The following is a 17,746-nucleotide window of genomic DNA, read 5'->3' as shown; positions in this document are numbered from 1 at the left end:
CGCTGCCGCGGCCGCCCGGGCGGGTGCGGGCCGCGACCCGCCGTGCTGTCGCGGCCTCGCCGCACAAGGTCGCGCTGTTCGTCGGCTGCGTCGCCGACGCCTACGAGGCGCCGTTGCGCGCGGCGCTGGCGCGGTCATGCGCCGCGCTCGGAATCGAACTGGAGATCGTCGCCGGCCAAGGCTGCTGCGGCGCCCTGCACGAACACGCCGGCGACACCGCCACCGCGGCTGCGCTGGCCTCGCGCAACCGCACCGCGTTCGCTGGCCGCGGCCGCGTGCTGACCTTGGCCAGCGGCTGCCACGACAGCCTGCGCCGCTCGTTGCCGGCCGACGTCGATGCGATCGATGCGCTGGCGTTCCTGGCCGACCGCGCCGGCGCGTTGCGCTGGCGGCGCACGCCGCAGCGGGTCGCGCTGCATCTGCCGTGCACGCAGCGCAATGTGGTGCGGTCGGTGCCGGCGCTGCGCCGGTTGCTGGCCGCGGTGCCTGGGCTGGAGGTGGTCGAACTCGACGCCGGCCTGGGCTGCTGCGGCGCATCGGGCGCGCAGATGCTGACCGAGCCGGCGCGCGCGGCGCAGTACCGGGAGCCGCTGCTTGCGCAGTTCGAACGCAGCGGGGCGCGGCGCCTGTTGAGCGCGAATGTGGGGTGCCGGTTGCATCTGGGCAACGGGACTGGGGCGTTGGTGCAGCATCCGCTGGAGTTTTTGGCGGAGTGTCTGGACGAAACGCTGGGTTGAGGCAGCCTCGTCGTACGTTGTAGTGGTCGCGCGCCTTGCGGGTTTCGCCTCGATGGAGCCCTGGATTCCCGCGTTCGCGGGAATGACGGTGGGAGGGTTTCGCGGCAGGCGGGTTTCGTAGCGAAGGGGTTTCGTAGCGAAGGGGTTTCGTAGCGAAAGGGGTTCGTGGCGGAGGAGTTTCGGGGCCTAGGGGCTTCGTGATCGAGGGTTTCGCGGCCGCTGGATTCGGCAGTCGATGGCCTTCGCGATCGAGGCCCTTCGCAGCCGACAGACTTCGCCGCGCCCTCCCCCCAACACGCCGTCATCCCCGCGAAGGCGGGGATCCAGGGCTCCATCGCGACGCGCCTGCGAAGTCTCCGCCCCCGCCTTCGCACAGACGCCCGCCCGACGAAGCACGCAGCCCACCCAGCCCGCGCCCCAGGACGATTTGTCCACCCCGCTTAACCGACTTCTACCCCGCGCCCGCCGTAGAATCGGCGCATGAACGCCCGTGCCCTCAGCCCCCTGGATCGCGTGCTCAGCGAAACGCAGCGCGCCCTCGACACCGTGTTCGGCGCGCCGCTGGCCGAGCGCCCCAACCCGGCCGGCATCACCGCCGAGCTGGTGCTGGAGCCGGCCGAGCGGCGCCATTCGGCCGGGCTGATGCGGATCAACCACGTCGGCGAGGTCTGCGCCCAGGCGCTGTACTGCGGCCAGGCCGCGGTCGCGCGCGACGAGGCCACCCGCGAACATCTGCTGCACGCCGCCCAGGAAGAAACCGACCACCTGGCCTGGTGCGCCGACCGCCTGCGCGAGCTCGACAGCCGCCCGAGCCTGCTCAACCCGCTATGGTACGCCGGCAGCTTCGCCATCGGCGCGCTGGCCGGCCTGCGCGGTGACGGCTGGAACCTGGGCTTCGTGGTCGAGACCGAGCGCCAGGTCGAGGCGCACATCGACGAGCACCTGGAGTCGCTGCCCGAAGGCGACCAGCGCAGCCGCGCGATCCTGCGCACGATGAAGGCCGACGAGGCCCGCCACGCCGCCAACGCCGAGGCCGCCGGCGCGCGGATCCTGCCGATGCCGGTGCCGACGCTGATGGCGGCGGCGTCGAAGCTGATGAAGGCGGTCGCTTACCGGCTTTGAGTAGTGCGGGGTTGGGCGCGGGTCAGCGGGGCGTGGGCCGGTCGGGTCTTGGATAGCGAGCGCCGCGGGGTCCGAAGCGGAGCCGGGGCTTGCGCCGGCCACCGGTTGGCGTGGTCGCGGCTTGCGCCGCTCCTACAGGGGCTTCGGCCGGTCCGGCCGCCGACTGTAGGAGCGGCGCAAGCCGCGACACGGCCCTGCAAGCGCCGAGGAATCCCGGACGCGCGGCGCCGCCGCCCGGTCCATCGGCGCTGATCGTCCCAGCGCCTTCTCCATATCTGCCCCCAACTGTCGCCGGCCGACGAACGGCGCGGTCGCGGCTTGTGCCGCTCCTACAGAGGGGCTTCGGCCGGCTCTGGCGCTCGGCCACGAAAAAGGCCGGCGTGCGCCGGCCTTTTCGCGGTCCGCCCGATACGGCCCTCGGGCCGCCGCGGCGGGGAACCCGGCCTCAGTCGGCCAGGTTGCGCCCGTGGTAGAGCTCCTCGATCTCGCGCTTGAGCCGCGCCTCGATCTTCATGCGCTCCTTGAACGAGAGGTTCTTCGCCTTCTCCTCGAACAGGTAGGTGTCGAGGTCGAATTCCTTCAGGTGCATCTTCGAATGAAAGATGTTTTCCTGATAGACGTTGACGTCGATCATCTCGTAGCGCGACTTGATGTTCTTGGCCAGGTAATCCTGGATCGAGTTGATCTTGTGGTCGATGTAGTGCTTGCGGCCCTTGATGTCGCGGGTGAAGCCGCGCACCCGGTAGTCCATCACCACGATGTCGGACTCGAAGCTCTCGATCAGGTAATTCAGCGCTTTCAGCGGCGAAATCACGCCGCAGGTGGCGACGTCGATGTCGGCGCGGAAGGTCGCGATGCCGTTGTCCGGATGGGTTTCCGGATAGGTGTGCACGGTGATGTGCGACTTGTCCATGTGCGCGACCACGGCGTCGGAGATGATCTCCTTGCCGGCGTCCTTCTTGTCGATCACCGGCTCTTCCGAGATCAGGATCGTGACCGACGCGCCCTGCGGGTCGTAGTCCTGGCGGGCGATGTTCAGGATATTCGCGCCGATGATCTCCGCCACATCCGTCAGGATCTGGGTGAGGCGGTCGGCGTTATACGCCTCGTCGATGTACTCGATATACCGTCGGCGCTCGTCTTCGGAGGCCGCGAAGCAGACATCGTAGATATTGAACGAGAGGGCCTTGGTGAGGTTGTTGAAACCCTGCAACCGCAGGCGCGGCAACGGCTTGACCACTGTAGGAAGATTCCGGTGAGACGGCGAGGGCCGCGATTATGAGGCAATTAGCCCCGGGGGGAAACGCACGCCGTTTTTGGGCGCTGTCGGTGACAAAAGCGTGACCGTCGCTGAACTTCCATCACTGGTCCCTATCGAACTGGGATTTTCGGCGGCAGGATTTGCCCCAGCGGCCGTATCGCCCTAAGCTCGGTCGAAAACAAAGCCCAATCCCAATGTCCGCCAACCCGGTAGCCCCCTTGACCGCACTGCGCCGAACCAACAGCCCGTTGCTGCCTGACGGCGCGACGATCGAACGTTTCCTGGCCCACTGCCACCGCAGGCGTTATCCGTCCCGCACGGACGTATTCCGCCCCGGCGACCCGGCCAGCACCCTCTATTATGTCGTCTCCGGCTCGGTCAGCATCATTACCGAGGAAGAGGACGGCCGCGAGCTGGTCCTGGGCTACTTCGGCCCCGGCGAGTTCGTCGGCGAACTCGGCCTGTTCATCGAGAGCGACCACCGCGAGGTGATCCTGCGCACGCGCAGCACCTGCGAGCTGGCCGAGATCGGCCACGAGCGCCTCTACGACCTGCTGCTGACCCGGCTGTCGCTGGACGCGCCGAAGCTGCTCTATGCGATCGGCGCGCAGATCTCCCGGCGCCTGCTCGACACCAGCCGCAAGGCCGGCCGCCTGGCCTTCCTCGACGTGACCGACCGCATCGTGCGCGCCCTGCACGATCTGGCCAAGGAACCCGAGGCGATGAGCCATCCGCAGGGCACCCAGCTGCGGGTGTCGCGCCAGGAGCTGTCGCGCCTGGTCGGCTGCTCGCGCGAAATGGCCGGCCGCGTGCTCAAGAAGCTGCAGGCCGACGGCAAGCTGCACGCCCGCGGCAAGACCGTCGTCCTCTACGGAACCCGCTGAACCCCGATGGGACGCGCCGCCCCGTCCGACCAGACCGCACCCACGGTGCGGCTGGCGGAACCGGGAGATGCCAGCGACGTGGCCGAGCTGCTGTGCCAGCTCGGCTACCCCTGCACCCGCGACGAAGCCGCCGAGCGGATCCTCGCGCTGCACGAAGACCCGCGCCATTACCTCCTGCTGGCCGAAATCGACGGCCATGCCTGCGGGCTGATCTCCAGCCACACCCGCTATTCGCTGACCCACGGCGCCGACCTGACCCGGATCACCGCGCTGGTGGTGGCCGGCTCCTGCCACGGCCAGGGCATCGGCCGGCAGCTGCTGCGCGAAGTCGAGCGCCGCGCGCGCCGCGACGGCGTCAGCCGGGTGGAAGTGACCAGCAACGTCTCGCGCGCGGACGCGCACGAGTTCTATCGCCGTTGCGGCTATTCGGACGGGTCGCTGAAGTTCGTCAAGACCCTGGGCGATTGAGCGGCTGCGCTGGCGGCTGGGTCGAGACCTCGCATTGCCTCGGCCGCCGATCGACCGTGTCGCGGCTCGCGCCGCTCCTACAGTCGCCTTCGGCCGGTTCGGAAGCTCCCTATAGGAGCGGCGCGAGCCGCGACCGCGACCTTCCGCCTACCGCGCCGGCTCTGCCGCAGTCCGCGTCGGGGCCGCCCGATCCAGACCTCGCGTTGCCTGGCCGCCGATTGACCGCGTCGCGGCTCGCGCCGCTCCTACAGTCGCCTTCGGCCGGTTCGAAAGCTCCCTGTAGGAGCGGCGCGAGCCGCGACCGCGACCTTCCGCCTACCGCGCCGGCTGCCGCAGTCCGCGTCGGGGCCGCCCGATCCAGACCTCGCGTTGCTTCGGCCGCCGATTGACCGCGTCGCGGCTCGCGCCGCTCCTGCAGTCGCCTTCGGCCGGTTCGGAAGCTCCCTGTAGGAGCGGCGCGAGCCGCGACCGCGACCTTCCGCCTACCGCGCCGGCTGCCGCAGTCCGCGTCGGGGCCGCCCGATCCAGACCTCGCGTTGCTTCGGCCGCCGATTGACCGTGTCGGGGCTCGCGCCGCTCCTGCAGTCGGCTTCGGCAGGTTCGGCCGCCGCGGTCCGCGATCAATCGGCGGCGGACGCGACGGGTTCGCCGGCACGGCCGGGGCAACCCCAGTTCAGGATCGGGGTGCCGGGCGGCAGGACGCGGCGGAACATCTCGACCCGGTGCGCTTTCGGGTTCACCACCACTGGCATGCGCGCGGCCTGCAGCAGCGGCAGGTCGGCGCTGCTGTCGGAGTAGGCGGTCTCCACCGGGGCGGTGAAGCCGGCTTCGCGCAGCATCGTCATCTTCATCTGCGAATGGCAGTGGCGGCGCGCGCCGAGCGCGCCCAGGCGCGGGCCGACCAGGGTGCCGACCACCGGCACGTCCTCGTGGGCGACGAAGGCCAGGATCGCGCGCGCCAGTTCCGGCGGCGCGCCGGTGGCGACCACGACCTGGTCGCCCCGCTCGCGGTGATGGTGCAGCACGTCCAGGGCGATCGGCAGCAGCCGCGCGCGGATCTGTTCGGTGTGGCCGGCGACGTAGCGGTCGATCGCGGCGTTGAGGGTCCGCTCGCCGCCCATGCCGATCGTGCCGATCCAGACATAGGCCGAGATGCCGACCCGGCGCGTGCGCAGCCACGCCACCATCGGCCCGGCCAGCGGCGTGATCAGCAGCGCCAGCGCCATCCGCCACCACGAGCGCCGGATCAGCCACGCGAACAGATGACTGCCCGAATCGCCGTCGTACAGCGTGTGGTCGAAATCGAACACCACCAGCGGCGCGCCTTCGCGCACCGCCGGGAAGCGTGCGGCGACGGCCGGCCCCAGGCTCATGCGGCGAACAGGCGCTGCAGCGCCGTGCCGGGGTCGCGTTCGCGCATGAAGCTCTCGCCGACCAGGAACGTCTGCACGCCCGCCTCGCGCATGCGCGCAACGTCGCCGGCCGTGGCGATGCCGCTCTCGGTCACCAGGGTGCGATCGCGCGGCACCGCGCTGCGCAACGCCAGCGTCGTATCGAGCGACACCTCGAAGGTGCGCAGGTTGCGGTTGTTGACGCCGATCAGCTCGCAGTCCGTCTGCAGCGCGCGCTCGAGTTCGTCGATGTCGTGCACTTCCACCAGCACGTCCATGCCCAGGTCCATCGCCAGCCCGGCCATTTCGATCATCGGGCCGTCCTCGAGCGCGGCGACGATCAACAAGATCGCGTCGGCGCCGATCGCGCGCGCTTCGTAGACCTGATACGGATCGACGGTGAAATCCTTGCGCAGCACCGGCAGCGCGCAAGCTTCGCGCGCTTCGGCCAGGTAGGCGTTGCTGCCCTGGAAGAAATCGACGTCGGTCAGCACCGACAGGCACGCGGCGCCGCCGGCCTGGTAGCTGCGCGCGATCTGCGCCGGGCGGAAGTCCGCGCGGATCACGCCCTTGGACGGGCTGGCCTTCTTGACCTCGGCGATCACCGCCGCCTCGCCGGCGGCGTGCCTGGCGCCGATCGCGCGGACGAAGCCGCGCGCCGGCGCCTGGGCGCGCGCGCGCGCGCGCAGGTCTTCGAGCGAACGCACGCGCGAGCGCTGCTGAATCTCTTCGTGCTTGCGCGCGATGATGGTGTTGAGGATGTCGCTCATGCCTTGCTCTTGCTCCCGTACGCGCGTTCGACCTTGGCCACGCGCAATTCGAAATGGTCGTACCAGTGCTCGCGCCCGTAGGCGCGGGTGGCGGCGTGGTCGGCCTGGCGCTTCCAGGCGGCGATGGCCGCCTCGTCGCGCCAATAGCTTACGGTGATGCCGAAGCCGTCGCCGCCGCGCGCGGATTCCACCCCGAGGAAACCGGGCTGCTGCGCGGCCAATTCGACCATGCGCTGCGCGGCTTCGGCGTAGCCGGCGTCGTCGCCCGGGCTGCGCCGGGAACTGAAGATCACGGTGTAGTACGGCGGCGGCGGCAGTTTGGCGAAGCTGGCGGACATGCTGGCTCCTGGGGGGGCGGGAAGTTCGCGGTTTTGGCGGAGGTGGCGTCGGCCTTTATTTTCCGGCCAGTTCCGTGGTGAGCGCGACGAACTCATCGAGCTTGGCCCGCGCCGCCCCCGAGGCCAGCGTGCGCCGCGCCAGTTCGATGCCTTCGGCGATGCTCTCGACCTTGCCCGAGACGTACAGCGCCGCGCCGGAGTTCAGCGCGACGATCTCGCGCGGCAGGCCGTCGCGGTTCTCCAGCGCCTGCAACACCATCGTCCTGGATTCGGCGGCGTCCGCGACCCGCAGGTTGCGGCTGGCGGCCATGGCGATGCCGAAATCCTCCGGATGCACTTCGTACTCGCGCACCTCGCCGTCGCGCAGCTCGCCGACCAGCGAACCGGCGCCGAGCGAGAGCTCGTCCATGCCGTCGCGGCCCCACACCACCAGCGCGCGCTGCGCGCCGAGTTCCTGCAGCACGCGCACCTGGATGCCGACCAGGTCGGGATGGAAAACGCCCATCAGGATGCTGGGCGCGCCGGCGGGATTGGTCAGCGGCCCGAGGATGTTGAACAGCGTGCGCACGCCCATCTCGCGACGCACCGGCGCGACCACCTTCATCGCCGGGTGGTGCACCGGCGCGAACATGAAGCCGATGCCGGCGCGCTCGATGCACTGCGCCACCTGTTCGGGCTGCAGCTCGATCGCCGCGCCGAGCGCTTCGAGCACGTCGGCGCTGCCGGACTTGGACGAGACGCTGCGGTTGCCGTGCTTGGCCACCTTGGCCCCGGCCGCGGCGACCACGAACATGCTCGCGGTGGAGATGTTGAAGGTGTGCGCGCCGTCGCCGCCGGTGCCGACGATGTCGACCAGATGGGTTTTGTCGGCGACCGCCACCGGCCGCGCGAATTCCCGCAACACGGTCGCCGCGCCGGCGATTTCGCCGACGGTCTCCTTCTTCACCCGCAGGCCGGTGAGGATGGCCGCGGTCATGGTCGGCGAGACCTCCCCGCGCATGATCGTGCGCATCAGCGCGACCATTTCGTCGTGGAAGATTTCGCGGTGTTCGATGGTGCGCTGGAGCGCTTCTTGCGGGGTCAGGGGCATGGCGTCTTGAGTCGGGGAATGGGGAATGGAGAAGCGGGAATGGGGAACTGCAGGGACGTGGGAGCGGGCCGCAACGCGGTCACCCTCGCCATCGCTGCCTCGGTTCCCCAACCCCGCTTCTCATCTCCCGCTCCATCGCCTCAACGCTGCAGGAAATTGCGCAACAACGCATGGCCGTGCTCGGTCTTGATCGACTCAGGATGGAACTGCACGCCTTCCACCGGATGCTCGCGATGGCGCAGGCCCATGATTTCCTCGAAGCCGCCGTCTTCGTATTCGGTCCAGGCGGTGACCTCCAGGCTGTCGGGCAGGCTGTCGCGCTCGACCACCAGCGAGTGGTAGCGGGTGGCCTCGTAGCCGTCGGGCAGACCGGCGAACACGCCGCGGCCTTGGTGGCGGATCGGCGAGGTCTTGCCGTGCATGATCCGCTTGGCCCGGATCACCTGGCCGCCGTAGGCCTGGCCCAGGCTCTGGTGGCCCAGGCACACGCCGAGGATCGGGGTGTGCGCGCCGAGGCGGCGGATGACGTCGAGCGACACGCCGGCCTGATCGGGCGTGCACGGGCCGGGCGAGATCACGATGCGCTGCGGCGCCATCCGCTCGATCTCGTCCACCGACAGCTCGTCGTTGCGGATCACCCGCACCTCGCTGCCGAGCGTCTGCAGGTATTGCACGAGGTTGTAGGTAAAGCTGTCGTAGTTGTCGATCATCAGAACGGACATGACGCGCCTCGGGTACGGGTGGTGCCTGATTGCAAGGTGGAAGCGCGCCGGCCGGAGGGCCGGCGCGAGGACGGACGAGCGGACCGGCCCGCGCGCGGCGGCGCCCGTCCCCGGCGCATCGGGCCGGCATTATCGCGTGCGGGGGTGGCGCCCGGAACGCCCCGGCGGCGGGCGCGGGTCGCGGATCCGGGATCGGGTTGCGTCGGCGCGACGCCCACGGGCCTGACGCACCGGTGCCCGAAGCGCGGGCGCCGGAGGTTCGCAAGCGGGAAGTCGGGGAATGCGGCGCCCTGGAGCGGGGGAACCGTCGCGGCGCGGTCGTCGCGCCGACCGCGGTCAGCGGTCGCGAAGCGGGGAAACGAAGGCGGGGTCACGCGGGAAATCCTCGAAAGACGGCAGCGGGCGGACGGAGGCGCTACGCCACCATCGCCAGCCCAGGCCGGCCTTCGGGGAGTTCGTCGGGATCGCGCGGGGGATCATGGGGCTACTGTAACCGCTGGGCGGCGGGGGCGCGAGCGGTGGGGATCGCTTGCGGCGGGGACAAACGCATCGGGCCTGAAGGCCCTCCCACAAGAGCGCTGCGATCCTGCGCCTTTGTGGGAGGGCCTTCGGGCCCGAAGCTCTCCTTCCAGTCCGCCCGCCCTACCCGCCCGCCTCGCCCAGGCTCACCCGCACCCGCAGCCCCGGCGCGTTGTCGAGCAGGGCGATATGGCCACCGTGCCGGTGCAGGATCGCGCGCACCAGGCTCATGCCCAGGCCGGTGCCGGGCGAGCCGCGGTGTTCTTCCAGGCGCGCGAAGCGGTCGAACACGCGTTCGCGGTCGGCGGCGGGAATACCGGGGCCGCGGTCGTCGATCTGCAGCACGATGGCGTGGCGTTCGCGCTGCACGCTCAGCGCCACTTCGGTGTCGGCCGGGGCGTACTTGATCGCGTTGTCGAGCAGGTTCACCAGCATCTGGAACAGTTGGTCGGCGTCGCCGCGCACCGCGGCGGCGCCGGGCCCGGGCAGGTCCACGGTCAGGGCGATGCCGCGTTCGGCGGCGATCGGCGTGTACAGCTCGGCGGCGTCGCGGGCGAGGTCGCTGAGGTCGAGCACCGGTTCGTCGTGCACCGGCGGCTGCGCCTCGATCCGCGCCAAGCGCAGCAGCGCGCCGAAGGAATGCAGCAGTTGGTCGGTCTCGCCGATGGCGGCGTCGAGCTGGGCGCCCGATTCCGCTCCGGGCTCGCGCCGGCGCAATTCCTCCAGGCGGTTGCGCAGGCGCGTCAGCGGCGTGCGCAGGTCGTGGGCGATGTGGTCGGTGGCGTGGCGCACGCCGTCGAGCAAATCCTGGATGCGGTCGAGCATCGCGTTGAAACGCCGCGCCAATCGGTCGAACGCGTCGTCGCTGCCGTCCAGGCGCGCGCGCAGCGCCATCTCGCCGCTGCCGACGCGGCCGGCGGTGTCGTCCAGATGGCTGAGCCGGTGCGAGACCCAGCGCGAGGTCAGCCAGCCGATCAGCGCGCCGAGCGTGGCCGCGACCAGCAACGCGGCCAGCGCGGTGCGCAGCATCAGGCCGAGGAAGCGGTCCTGGCTGCGGGTGCGGGTGCCGGTCAGCAGCGTGGTGCCGTCGGGCAGGCGCTGCAATTGCGCGACCACGCGCAGGTCGCCGTCGGCGCGGTGTTCGGTGAACTCGATCCAGCGCGCGCCGCGGTGATGGCGCGGCAGGGCGACGTTGCCGGCGACCACGCGGCCGTCGGGCGCGGTCATCGCGTAGACCGCGTCGGGATCCTCGTCGGCCTCGATGCGGTCGCGCAATTCGCCGAGCAGGGCGCTGCGGCCGTCGTCGGTGTACATCTCGACCAGGCCGGCGGCGTCGACCCGGACCAAGTCGCGCGCGTCCTGGATCAGCATCGCCGACACCGCGTAATGCACGCCGATGCCGAGCAACACGAACGCCAGCAGGAACGAGGCGGTGACCGCCAGCGCGAGCCGCGCGCTGGTCGAGCGCGGCATCAGCCGCATCCGCGCGTCTCCGCGCCGGCGCGCGCCGCGCTCACGCGCCCAACCGATAGCCGGCGCCGCGCACGGTGTGCAGCAGCGGGCGCGGATAGCCCTGGTCGATCTTCTGCCGCAAGCGGCTGATGTGCACGTCGATGACGTTGGTCTGCGGATCGAAGTGGTAGTCCCACACGGCCTCCAGCAGCATCGTGCGGGTGACCACGCGCTCGGCTTGGCGCATCAGGTATTCGAGCAGGCGGAACTCGCGCGGCTGCAGTTCGATGCGCTTGTCGCCGCGGCGCGCCTCGCGGCTGAGCAGATCGAGTTCCAGATCGGCCACGCGCAGCCGGGTCGGCTCGCTGCCGCCGGCGCTGCCGCGGCGCAGAATGCTGTCCAGGCGCGCGGACAGTTCGGCGTAGGCGAAGGGCTTGACCAGGTAGTCGTCGGCGCCGGCGCGCAGGCCTTCGACCCGGTGGTCGACTTCGCCCAGCGCGGTCAGCAGCAGCACCGGGGTGCGGTTGCCGGCGCCGCGCACGGTCTGCAGCAGGGTCAGGCCGTCCAGGCCCGGCAGCATCCGGTCCAGGACGATGGCGTCGTAGGTTTCGGTGGTGGCCAGGAACAGGCCGTCCTTGCCGTTGCCGGCGTGGTCGACGCTGTGGCCGTCCTCGCGCAGGCCCTTGGCGATGAAGCCGGCAGTGTGGGGATCGTCTTCGACGAGCAGGACGCGCATACCGCCTCCGCGAACGCGACGGTGCATGAATGGGGCGCCGACAGGATAGCGCGCGGACCGGTGGGCGAGGCGCGAATGCGGCGGCGCGGTGTGGGTGCGGCCGAGGCGGGGTCGTTGCTCGGCGGGCGTGCCGCGGTTGCCGTTCGGCATCGGCGGGAACATGTCCCGACGGCTCACGTCCGCGGCGAGCCTATTGCTGGAACTCTCCCACCGGCCCATACCGGCGGCGCGCGTCCCGTGTTGAGAGAGATGCCCCGTCGGCTCACACCGGCGGCGAACCCCTCGGTTAAAAGAGATCCCCGTCGGCTCACGCTGGCGGCGCGCCTCTTGGTTAGAAAAGACACCCCGTCGGCTCACGCCGGCGGCGAGCCTCTTGGTTGGAAAAGACACCCCGTCGGCTCACGCCGGCGGCGAGCCTCTTGGTTAAAAAAGATACCCCGCCGGCTCACGCCGGCGGGGTATCACCCCCACGCCGACGATGCGTGGGGCTCGGGGGAGCAGGCTCGCGAAGGATCAATTCGAGGCCGGCGCCGCTTCCGGAGCCGCTGCGGCCTTGGCGGCCTTGGCCTTCGAGGCCTTGTGGTGCTTCTTGTGCTTGTGATGCGTGGCCTTCGCGGCCGGCGCGGCGGCGGTCGAACCGGCGGTCGCCGGCGCGGCGGCGAAGGCGGAACCGGCGAACGCGGTCAGCGCGGCGGCGAGCAGGACGGTGCGGACGTTCATGGTGTGGCTCCTGGGCAATGCGGGGTGGGAGGTCTGGACCGGTGGGGTTGGCCCCCATCGCGGAGCCAGATTGCGCCCGCCGCCCTGCCCCAGCCCTTTCCGGCGCATGAACTTTTTTTAATCCGCGCCGGGTGCATTTTTGCGACGGCGGACGCGGACGCGCGGGCGACGGCGGCGCGACCGCTGTAGCGGTCCGCGACGGACGGCGGTCGCCGGCCGATTACGCCAGTTGGCGCTGCAGGCTGAGGTTGTCGTCCAGCGGCGGGCTCTTGGCTATGCGGCCGCGGCAAGAGGCGGCTTCACGATCCGGTGCCCGTAGTTGCGGCGTTCTTCAACTGGCGCGGTCGCGGCTTGCGCCGCTCCTACAGGGAGCGGGCGCAGCTACGCGGCATCGGGGGCGGTGGAAACGGAAGCCCGACTGTAGGAGCGGCGCAAGCCGCGACGCGGCCGATCGGATGCCGAAGGCCCACGAAGCGCGAGGCGGCTTCACGATTCGAAGCGAATCGATTTGCGGCGTTGTTCGACCGGCGCGGGCGCGGCTCGCGCCGCTCCTGCAGCAGGCGATGCGGCGACGGCGCCGGCTTACAGTCCGCGCGCGGCCTGGGCCACGGCGCGGAACAGCGCGCGGCCCTTGTTCATCGTCTCTTCCCACTCTTTCTGCGGGTCGGAGTCGTAGACGATGCCGGCGCCGGCCTGCACGTGCAGGCGGCCGTCCTGGATCACCGCGGTGCGGATGGCGATGGCGGTGTCGGCGTCGCCGTGCCAGCCGATGTAGCCGACCGCGCCGGAATAGACGTTGCGCTTGACCGGCTCGAACTCGCGGATGACTTCCAGCGCGCGGATCTTCGGCGCGCCGCTGACGGTGCCGGCGGGGAAGGTCGCGCGCAGCACGTCGGCGTAGCTCATCTGCGGCTTCAGCGTGCCGGTGACTTCGCTGACGATGTGCATGACGTGGCTGTAGCGCTCGATCACGAACTGCTCGCCGACTTCGACCGTGCCGGGCTGCGACACCCGGCCGACGTCGTTGCGGCCCAGGTCGATCAGCATCAGGTGCTCGGCGCGTTCCTTCGGATCGGCCAGCAGTTCGGCTTCCAGGGCGTGGTCTTCGTCGACCGTCTTGCCGCGCGGGCGGGTGCCGGCGATCGGGCGCACGGTGACTTCGTCGCCTTGCAGGCGCACCAGGATCTCCGGCGAGGAGCCGACCACCTGGGTGCCGCCGACATCGAGGAAATACATGTACGGCGACGGGTTCAGCGCGCGCAGCGCGCGGTACACGTCGACCGGGCGCGCCTTGAACGGCACGCTGAGCCGCTGCGACAGCACCACCTGGAAGATATCGCCGGCGCGGATCAGCTCCTTGGATCTTTCCACCGCGTCGATGAAGCCTTCGCGGGTGAAGCCGGAGACGAAATCGCCTTCGTCCAGGCCCACCGAATCCAGGGTTTCCGGGTAGCCCGGGCCGCCGATGCGCAGGCGGTGCACGAGCTGGTCGAGACGGCGGTTGGCGCGGGCGTAGGCCTGCGGCTGGCTCGGGTCGGCGTGCACGATCAGGTACAGCCGGCCCTTGAGGTTGTCGAACACCGCCACTTCCTCGCTCTGCATGAGCAGGATGTCGGGCGTGCCGAGTTCGTCGGGCTTGTCGCTGCCGGCCAGGCGCGACTCGATGTACTGGATGCATTCGAAGCCGAACCAGCCGACCAGGCCGCCGGCGAAGCCCGGCAGACCGTCGATCTTGGGCACGCGCTGGGCGCTGCGCAGGCGTTCGACTTCGGCGAAGGGGTCGTCGACCACGCGGCTGTCGATCAGCTCGCCGTTCTCGGTGACGAACAAGGTGTGCCCGGCGAAGGCGTACACGCGCTGCGCCGGCAGGCCGATGATCGAATAGCGGGCGAAGCGTTCGCCGCCCTCGACCGATTCGAACAGATAGGTGTGCGGGCCGTCGGCGAGCTTGAGATAGACCGAGAGCGGAGTATCGAGGTCGGACAGGACCTCGCGCACGACCGGGATGCGGGTGTAGCCGTCAGCGGCCTGCTGCTGGAAGAGTTCGTGCGAAATCACGCGGGCATTCCTTCATGGACGAGTGGGCAGGAGCGGTGGTGACCGACGGCCACCATCGCCAACCCACGTCGGCGCAGAAGGAATGCGGGTTCGCCCAGGCTTGCATGGCCGCCACTGTACCCGACTTCGCGCGCCGTGCGCGACGGTCAGGTCGGCTCGCCGGACACGGACGCGCCCGCGGCCGCGCCCGGTACGGCGTGCGGCGCGGCCGGACCGGCCAGCAGCGGGCAGCCCGGCGGCAGGTGCATGCGCACCCGGCCGGGCACGCAGTCGATGCGGAAGTGATGCGACTGCACCGGTTCGCCGTCGAGGTTGAGGTTCAGCGCGCGCGGCGACTCGATCTCGACCCAGCGCAGCTGCGCGCGCGCGGCGATGCGTTCCAGCGCGGCGTGCTGGCCTTCGGTCAGCAGCGAGCGCACGGTGGCGCCGACTTCGCCGGACAGGTCCGGCAGCACGGTCACGTCGAGCAGGCCGTCGTCGATGCGCGCGTCCGGGCACAGCGCCTGGCCGCCGCCGGCCTGGCGGCCGTTGCCGATGCCCAGGGCGATGAAGTCGCCCTCCCACTCGAAGCCTTCGCCGTGCACGCGCGCGCGCATCGGCTCGATCTTGCCGAGCTTGGCGATGCCGGTGACCACGTAGGCCAGGCCGCCGAGCATTTTCTTGAGGCCGGCGTCGGTCTCCAGGGTGACCTGGGTGCCGAAGCCGCCGCTGGCCAGGTTCGCCGCCCAATGCAGGCCGTCGGGCGCCTGCAGGCGCAACAGGTCGATCGGCCGCGGCGGCTGGCCGTGGATCAAGTCCAGCGCCTGCAGCGGATCGGTCGGGAGGGTCGCGGCGGTGGCGAAATCGTTGGCCGTGCCCAGCGGCAGCAGGCCCAGGCTCGGCAGCGCGGCGGCGTCCTCGTCGCGATGGGCGAGCGTGGTCGCCACTTCGCTGAGGGTGCCGTCGCCGCCGCCGGCGATGACCGTGTCGACGCCGTCGGCGACCGCTTCGGCGACGTAGCGTTCGGCGTCGCCGCCTTCCCAGGTCACCCGCACGTCGAGGTCGACGCCGCGATCGCGCAGGGCGGCGACCGCTTCGCGCACCGCGTCGTCGCCGGCGGACTTGCCGTTGAGGATCAAGCGCCAGCGGGGACGGGTCATGCGCGGTTCCAGGGGGTGGTAGGGCGGCGAGGCTAGCAGTGTCGCGCGAGGGCCGGATGAATGTCCGGATGCGCCAAGTCTGTCACACACCTGTCATCGCCGATCCGGAATATAGGAGGCCATATCAGGGACGACGGGCGGAGGCTGGATTGCCTCCAAATCTTCCGGGACGCGGGCCGCAAGGTCCGCGTCTTTTTATTTGCGCGGGTGGAATATGGCGGCGGTGTGCGCGATGGATTCGGCGTAGTTGGGTTGGCGCGGTCGCGGCTTGCGCCGCTCCTACAGGGGCCGCGGCCGGTTCGTATCCGACTGTAGGAGCGGCGCGAGCCGCGACCGCGACATCGCGCCGACGACGCCTCTCGCATCGCAGCCGCGCTTCAATCCAACGCCGAATCCGCGAACACCACGCCGTCCTCGTCCGCGCACACCCAATCGCCGGGCCGGATCGACACGCCGCCGAACGCGAGCGCGACATCGCGCTGCCCCTGCCCGCTCTTGTCGGTCTTGCGCGGACACGTGCCCAGCGCTTTCACGCCCAGCGCCATCGCGCCGATCGCCGCGCTGTCGCGGATCGCGCCGAACACGATCACGCCGGCCCAGCCGTTGGCCGCCGCCTGCGCCGCGAGCTGGTCGCCGAGCATCGCCCGGCGCGACGAGCCGCCGCCGTCGATCACCAACACCCGGCCCGCGCCGGGCTCGGCCACGGCCGCGCGCACCAGCGAGTTGTCTTCGTAGGCCTTGATCGTGCTGACCGCGCCGGAAAACCCGCGGCGGCCGCCGAAGTCGCGCAGCGGCAGGTCGAGCACGCGCAGCTGCGCATCGAAGCGGTCGCACAGGTCGCAGGTGTTCATGGCGGTGCATCCGGTCGGCGGGGATGCGGGCACGATGCCATGCGTAGCCGGCGAACAGAAGCCGCAGCGCGATGCGATGCGGGCGCGGCGCGGATTCGAAAATACGGCGGCGCCGCAACCCGGGCGCGTGGGCCGGCGCGCTGCGCCGATCGTTCGCCGCTACCGCGATCCACCACGACGCCGGACGCCCGCGCGACCGGCGCCGCCGCGCGCGGCGCTTACTTGCGCGCCGCGTCCACCGCCGCCTTCATCCGCCCGATCACATCGGCGTAATCGGGCGCGTTGAAGATCGCCGAACCGGCGACGAAGGTGTCGGCGCCGGCGGCGGCGATCTCGCCGATGTTGTCGGCCTTGACCCCGCCGTCGATCTCCAGCCGGATCTCGCGGCCGCTGCGGTCGATGCGCTCGCGCACGCGGCGCAGCTTTTCCAGCGCCGAGGGGATGAAGCTCTGGCCGCCGAAGCCGGGGTTGACCGACATCAGCAGGACCAGGTCCAGATCCTCCAGCACCCAGTCGAGCACGTCGATCGGCGTGGCCGGGTTGAGCACCAGCCCGGCCTTGCAGCCATGCGACTTGATCAACTGGATGGTGCGGTGCACGTGCGCGCTGGCTTCGGGGTGGAAGCTGATCGTGCTCGCGCCGGCCTTGGCGAAGTCCGGGACGATGCGGTCGACCGGTTCGACCATCAGGTGCACGTCGATCGGCGCACTCACGCCGTGCTTGCGCAGCGCCTCGCAGACCATCGGGCCGATGGTCAGGTTGGGCACGTAGTGGTTGTCCATGACATCGAAGTGGACCCAGTCGGCGCCGGCCTTGATCACATTGTCGACTTCCTCGCCGAGCCGGGCGAAATCGGCCGAGAGGATGGACGGGGCGATGACGGTGGATTGGGTGGCCATGGGCGGAACCTTGCGGGGAGGCGGCTATTGTCGCCCCGTGAGGCGTTTCCAGGCAAAAAGCGGGAGATGGCGGATAGGAGATGGCAGATAGTAGATGGCGAAAGCCTCGCGGGCGTGCGGTTCGCTATCTCCTGTCTGCTGTCGGCTAATTCCTGCCCTTGCGCAGCTTCTGGATCCGGTCGTAGGCGCGATTGATGTCGCGCGCCTTGGCCTCGGCGCGCTGGCGGATGTCGGCCGGGTCGTTGACGTAGCGGTCGGGGTGATATTGCGAGATCAGGCGGCGATAGGCCTTGTCGATGTCCGCGTCGCTGGCCTCGCTGTCCAGGCCGAGCACGGCGTAGGGGTCGTCGCCGCGCAATTTGAACCAGTCGGTGTCGAAGGCGTGGCCGATCAGCAGGCCGACGATCGCGCCCAGGAACGGGTTGGCGCGCAGCAGCGCGGCCCCGGCGAAGAATCCCAGCAATTTGCCGTACCAGCGCTGCTTCATCGCGACCGCGACCCGCCCTGCTCCCGGGCCGGCGCGGCCCCTCGGCGGGCATCTTAACGGGGCCGGCGCGCGCGCAGGCGGCCTGGCGCGGTGCCGGCGCGG

The 17,746-nt window shown here is 70.5% G+C and carries 18 protein-coding genes; 4 read left to right on the top strand and 14 right to left on the bottom strand.

The features are described 5' to 3' along the window. Together A7A76_RS13190 and coq7 are read left to right on the top strand one after the other, a co-directional pair. The coding region (locus tag A7A76_RS13190; RefSeq protein WP_206411614.1) for a (Fe-S)-binding protein at window positions 1–737 on the top strand (737 nt) is incomplete at its 5' end. A gap of 480 nt (window positions 738–1,217) precedes the next feature. Continuing rightward, entirely contained in the window at window positions 1,218–1,859 is a 642-nt protein-coding gene (gene coq7, locus A7A76_RS13185) for a 2-polyprenyl-3-methyl-6-methoxy-1,4-benzoquinone monooxygenase (protein WP_206411613.1), read from the top strand. Between the two features lie 445 nt (window positions 1,860–2,304). On the opposite strand, the gene speD is transcribed toward coq7, so the two are convergent. Beyond that, on the bottom strand, window positions 2,305–3,099 hold the full coding sequence (gene speD, locus A7A76_RS13180) for an adenosylmethionine decarboxylase (RefSeq protein WP_057948915.1): 795 nt from the start codon (window positions 3,097–3,099) through the stop codon (window positions 2,305–2,307). Between the two features lie 239 nt (window positions 3,100–3,338). Here speD and crp point away from each other — a divergent pair, with 239 nt between their 5' ends. Both crp and A7A76_RS13170 read left to right on the top strand, forming a co-directional pair. After that, complete coding sequence (gene crp / locus A7A76_RS13175) at window positions 3,339–4,004, top strand: cAMP-activated global transcriptional regulator CRP (RefSeq protein WP_036148366.1); 666 nt, start codon at window positions 3,339–3,341, stop codon at window positions 4,002–4,004. A gap of 6 nt (window positions 4,005–4,010) precedes the next feature. Further along, the gene (locus A7A76_RS13170) at window positions 4,011–4,472 is read left to right on the top strand and encodes a global regulator CLP-associated N-acetyltransferase (protein WP_206411612.1); all 462 of its coding nucleotides are present in this window, start codon (window positions 4,011–4,013) and stop codon (window positions 4,470–4,472) included. Window positions 4,473–5,092: 620 nt separating this feature from the next. Here A7A76_RS13170 and A7A76_RS13165 read toward each other — a convergent pair. The 13 genes from A7A76_RS13165 to A7A76_RS13105 form a co-directional block, all read right to left on the bottom strand. After that, on the bottom strand, window positions 5,093–5,845 hold the full coding sequence (locus A7A76_RS13165) for a haloacid dehalogenase-like hydrolase (RefSeq protein WP_206411611.1): 753 nt from the start codon (window positions 5,843–5,845) through the stop codon (window positions 5,093–5,095). Next, entirely contained in the window at window positions 5,842–6,633 is a 792-nt protein-coding gene (gene trpC / locus A7A76_RS13160) for an indole-3-glycerol phosphate synthase TrpC (RefSeq protein ID WP_206411610.1), read from the bottom strand. Before trpC ends, A7A76_RS13165 begins: the two co-directional genes overlap by 4 nt. After that, on the bottom strand, window positions 6,630–6,971 hold the full coding sequence (locus A7A76_RS13155) for an antibiotic biosynthesis monooxygenase family protein (RefSeq protein WP_206411609.1): 342 nt from the start codon (window positions 6,969–6,971) through the stop codon (window positions 6,630–6,632). Before A7A76_RS13155 ends, trpC begins: the two co-directional genes overlap by 4 nt. 55 nt (window positions 6,972–7,026) lie before the next feature. Continuing rightward, a complete protein-coding gene (trpD, locus tag A7A76_RS13150; RefSeq protein WP_206411608.1) occupies window positions 7,027–8,061 on the bottom strand; it encodes an anthranilate phosphoribosyltransferase in 1,035 nt (344 codons plus the stop codon). A 140-nt stretch (window positions 8,062–8,201) separates the two neighbouring features. Beyond that, window positions 8,202–8,783: an anthranilate synthase component II gene (locus A7A76_RS13145; protein WP_206411607.1), complete on the bottom strand. Its 582-nt coding sequence runs from the start codon at window positions 8,781–8,783 to the stop codon at window positions 8,202–8,204. Window positions 8,784–9,425: 642 nt separating this feature from the next. After that, window positions 9,426–10,775: a sensor histidine kinase gene (locus A7A76_RS13140; protein WP_206411606.1), complete on the bottom strand. Its 1,350-nt coding sequence runs from the start codon at window positions 10,773–10,775 to the stop codon at window positions 9,426–9,428. A gap of 40 nt (window positions 10,776–10,815) precedes the next feature. Beyond that, window positions 10,816–11,490 carry a response regulator transcription factor gene (locus A7A76_RS13135; protein WP_096376837.1) on the bottom strand — a complete coding sequence of 225 codons (675 nt, stop codon included), beginning with the start codon at window positions 11,488–11,490 and terminating at the stop codon, window positions 10,816–10,818. A 513-nt stretch (window positions 11,491–12,003) separates the two neighbouring features. Further along, window positions 12,004–12,210 carry a hypothetical protein gene (locus tag A7A76_RS13130; protein WP_206411605.1) on the bottom strand — a complete coding sequence of 69 codons (207 nt, stop codon included), beginning with the start codon at window positions 12,208–12,210 and terminating at the stop codon, window positions 12,004–12,006. 582 nt (window positions 12,211–12,792) lie between these two features. Further along, complete coding sequence (gene trpE, locus A7A76_RS13125; protein WP_206411604.1) at window positions 12,793–14,268, bottom strand: anthranilate synthase component I; 1,476 nt, start codon at window positions 14,266–14,268, stop codon at window positions 12,793–12,795. A gap of 146 nt (window positions 14,269–14,414) precedes the next feature. After that, the gene (yegS, locus tag A7A76_RS13120) at window positions 14,415–15,407 is read right to left on the bottom strand and encodes a lipid kinase YegS (RefSeq protein WP_206411603.1); all 993 of its coding nucleotides are present in this window, start codon (window positions 15,405–15,407) and stop codon (window positions 14,415–14,417) included. 377 nt (window positions 15,408–15,784) lie between these two features. Continuing rightward, window positions 15,785–16,258: a ribonuclease E activity regulator RraA gene (rraA, locus tag A7A76_RS13115; protein ID WP_206411602.1), complete on the bottom strand. Its 474-nt coding sequence runs from the start codon at window positions 16,256–16,258 to the stop codon at window positions 15,785–15,787. Window positions 16,259–16,476: 218 nt separating this feature from the next. Next, window positions 16,477–17,157 (bottom strand): ribulose-phosphate 3-epimerase, encoded by a 681-nt coding sequence (gene rpe / locus A7A76_RS13110; RefSeq protein WP_206411601.1) that lies wholly within the window; start codon window positions 17,155–17,157, stop codon window positions 16,477–16,479. Window positions 17,158–17,302: 145 nt separating this feature from the next. Next, window positions 17,303–17,644, bottom strand: a complete 342-nt coding sequence (locus A7A76_RS13105; protein ID WP_206411600.1) for a J domain-containing protein — start codon at window positions 17,642–17,644, stop codon at window positions 17,303–17,305. Window positions 17,645–17,746: the final 102 nt, after the last annotated feature.

Origin of the sequence: Lysobacter enzymogenes (genome assembly GCF_017168095.1) — a bacterium.
GTDB classification, from domain to species: Bacteria; Pseudomonadota; Gammaproteobacteria; order Xanthomonadales; family Xanthomonadaceae; genus Lysobacter; species Lysobacter enzymogenes_D.
Note: the sequence above shows the minus strand (reverse complement) of the source record. Positions and strands in the feature narration are given on the sequence as shown.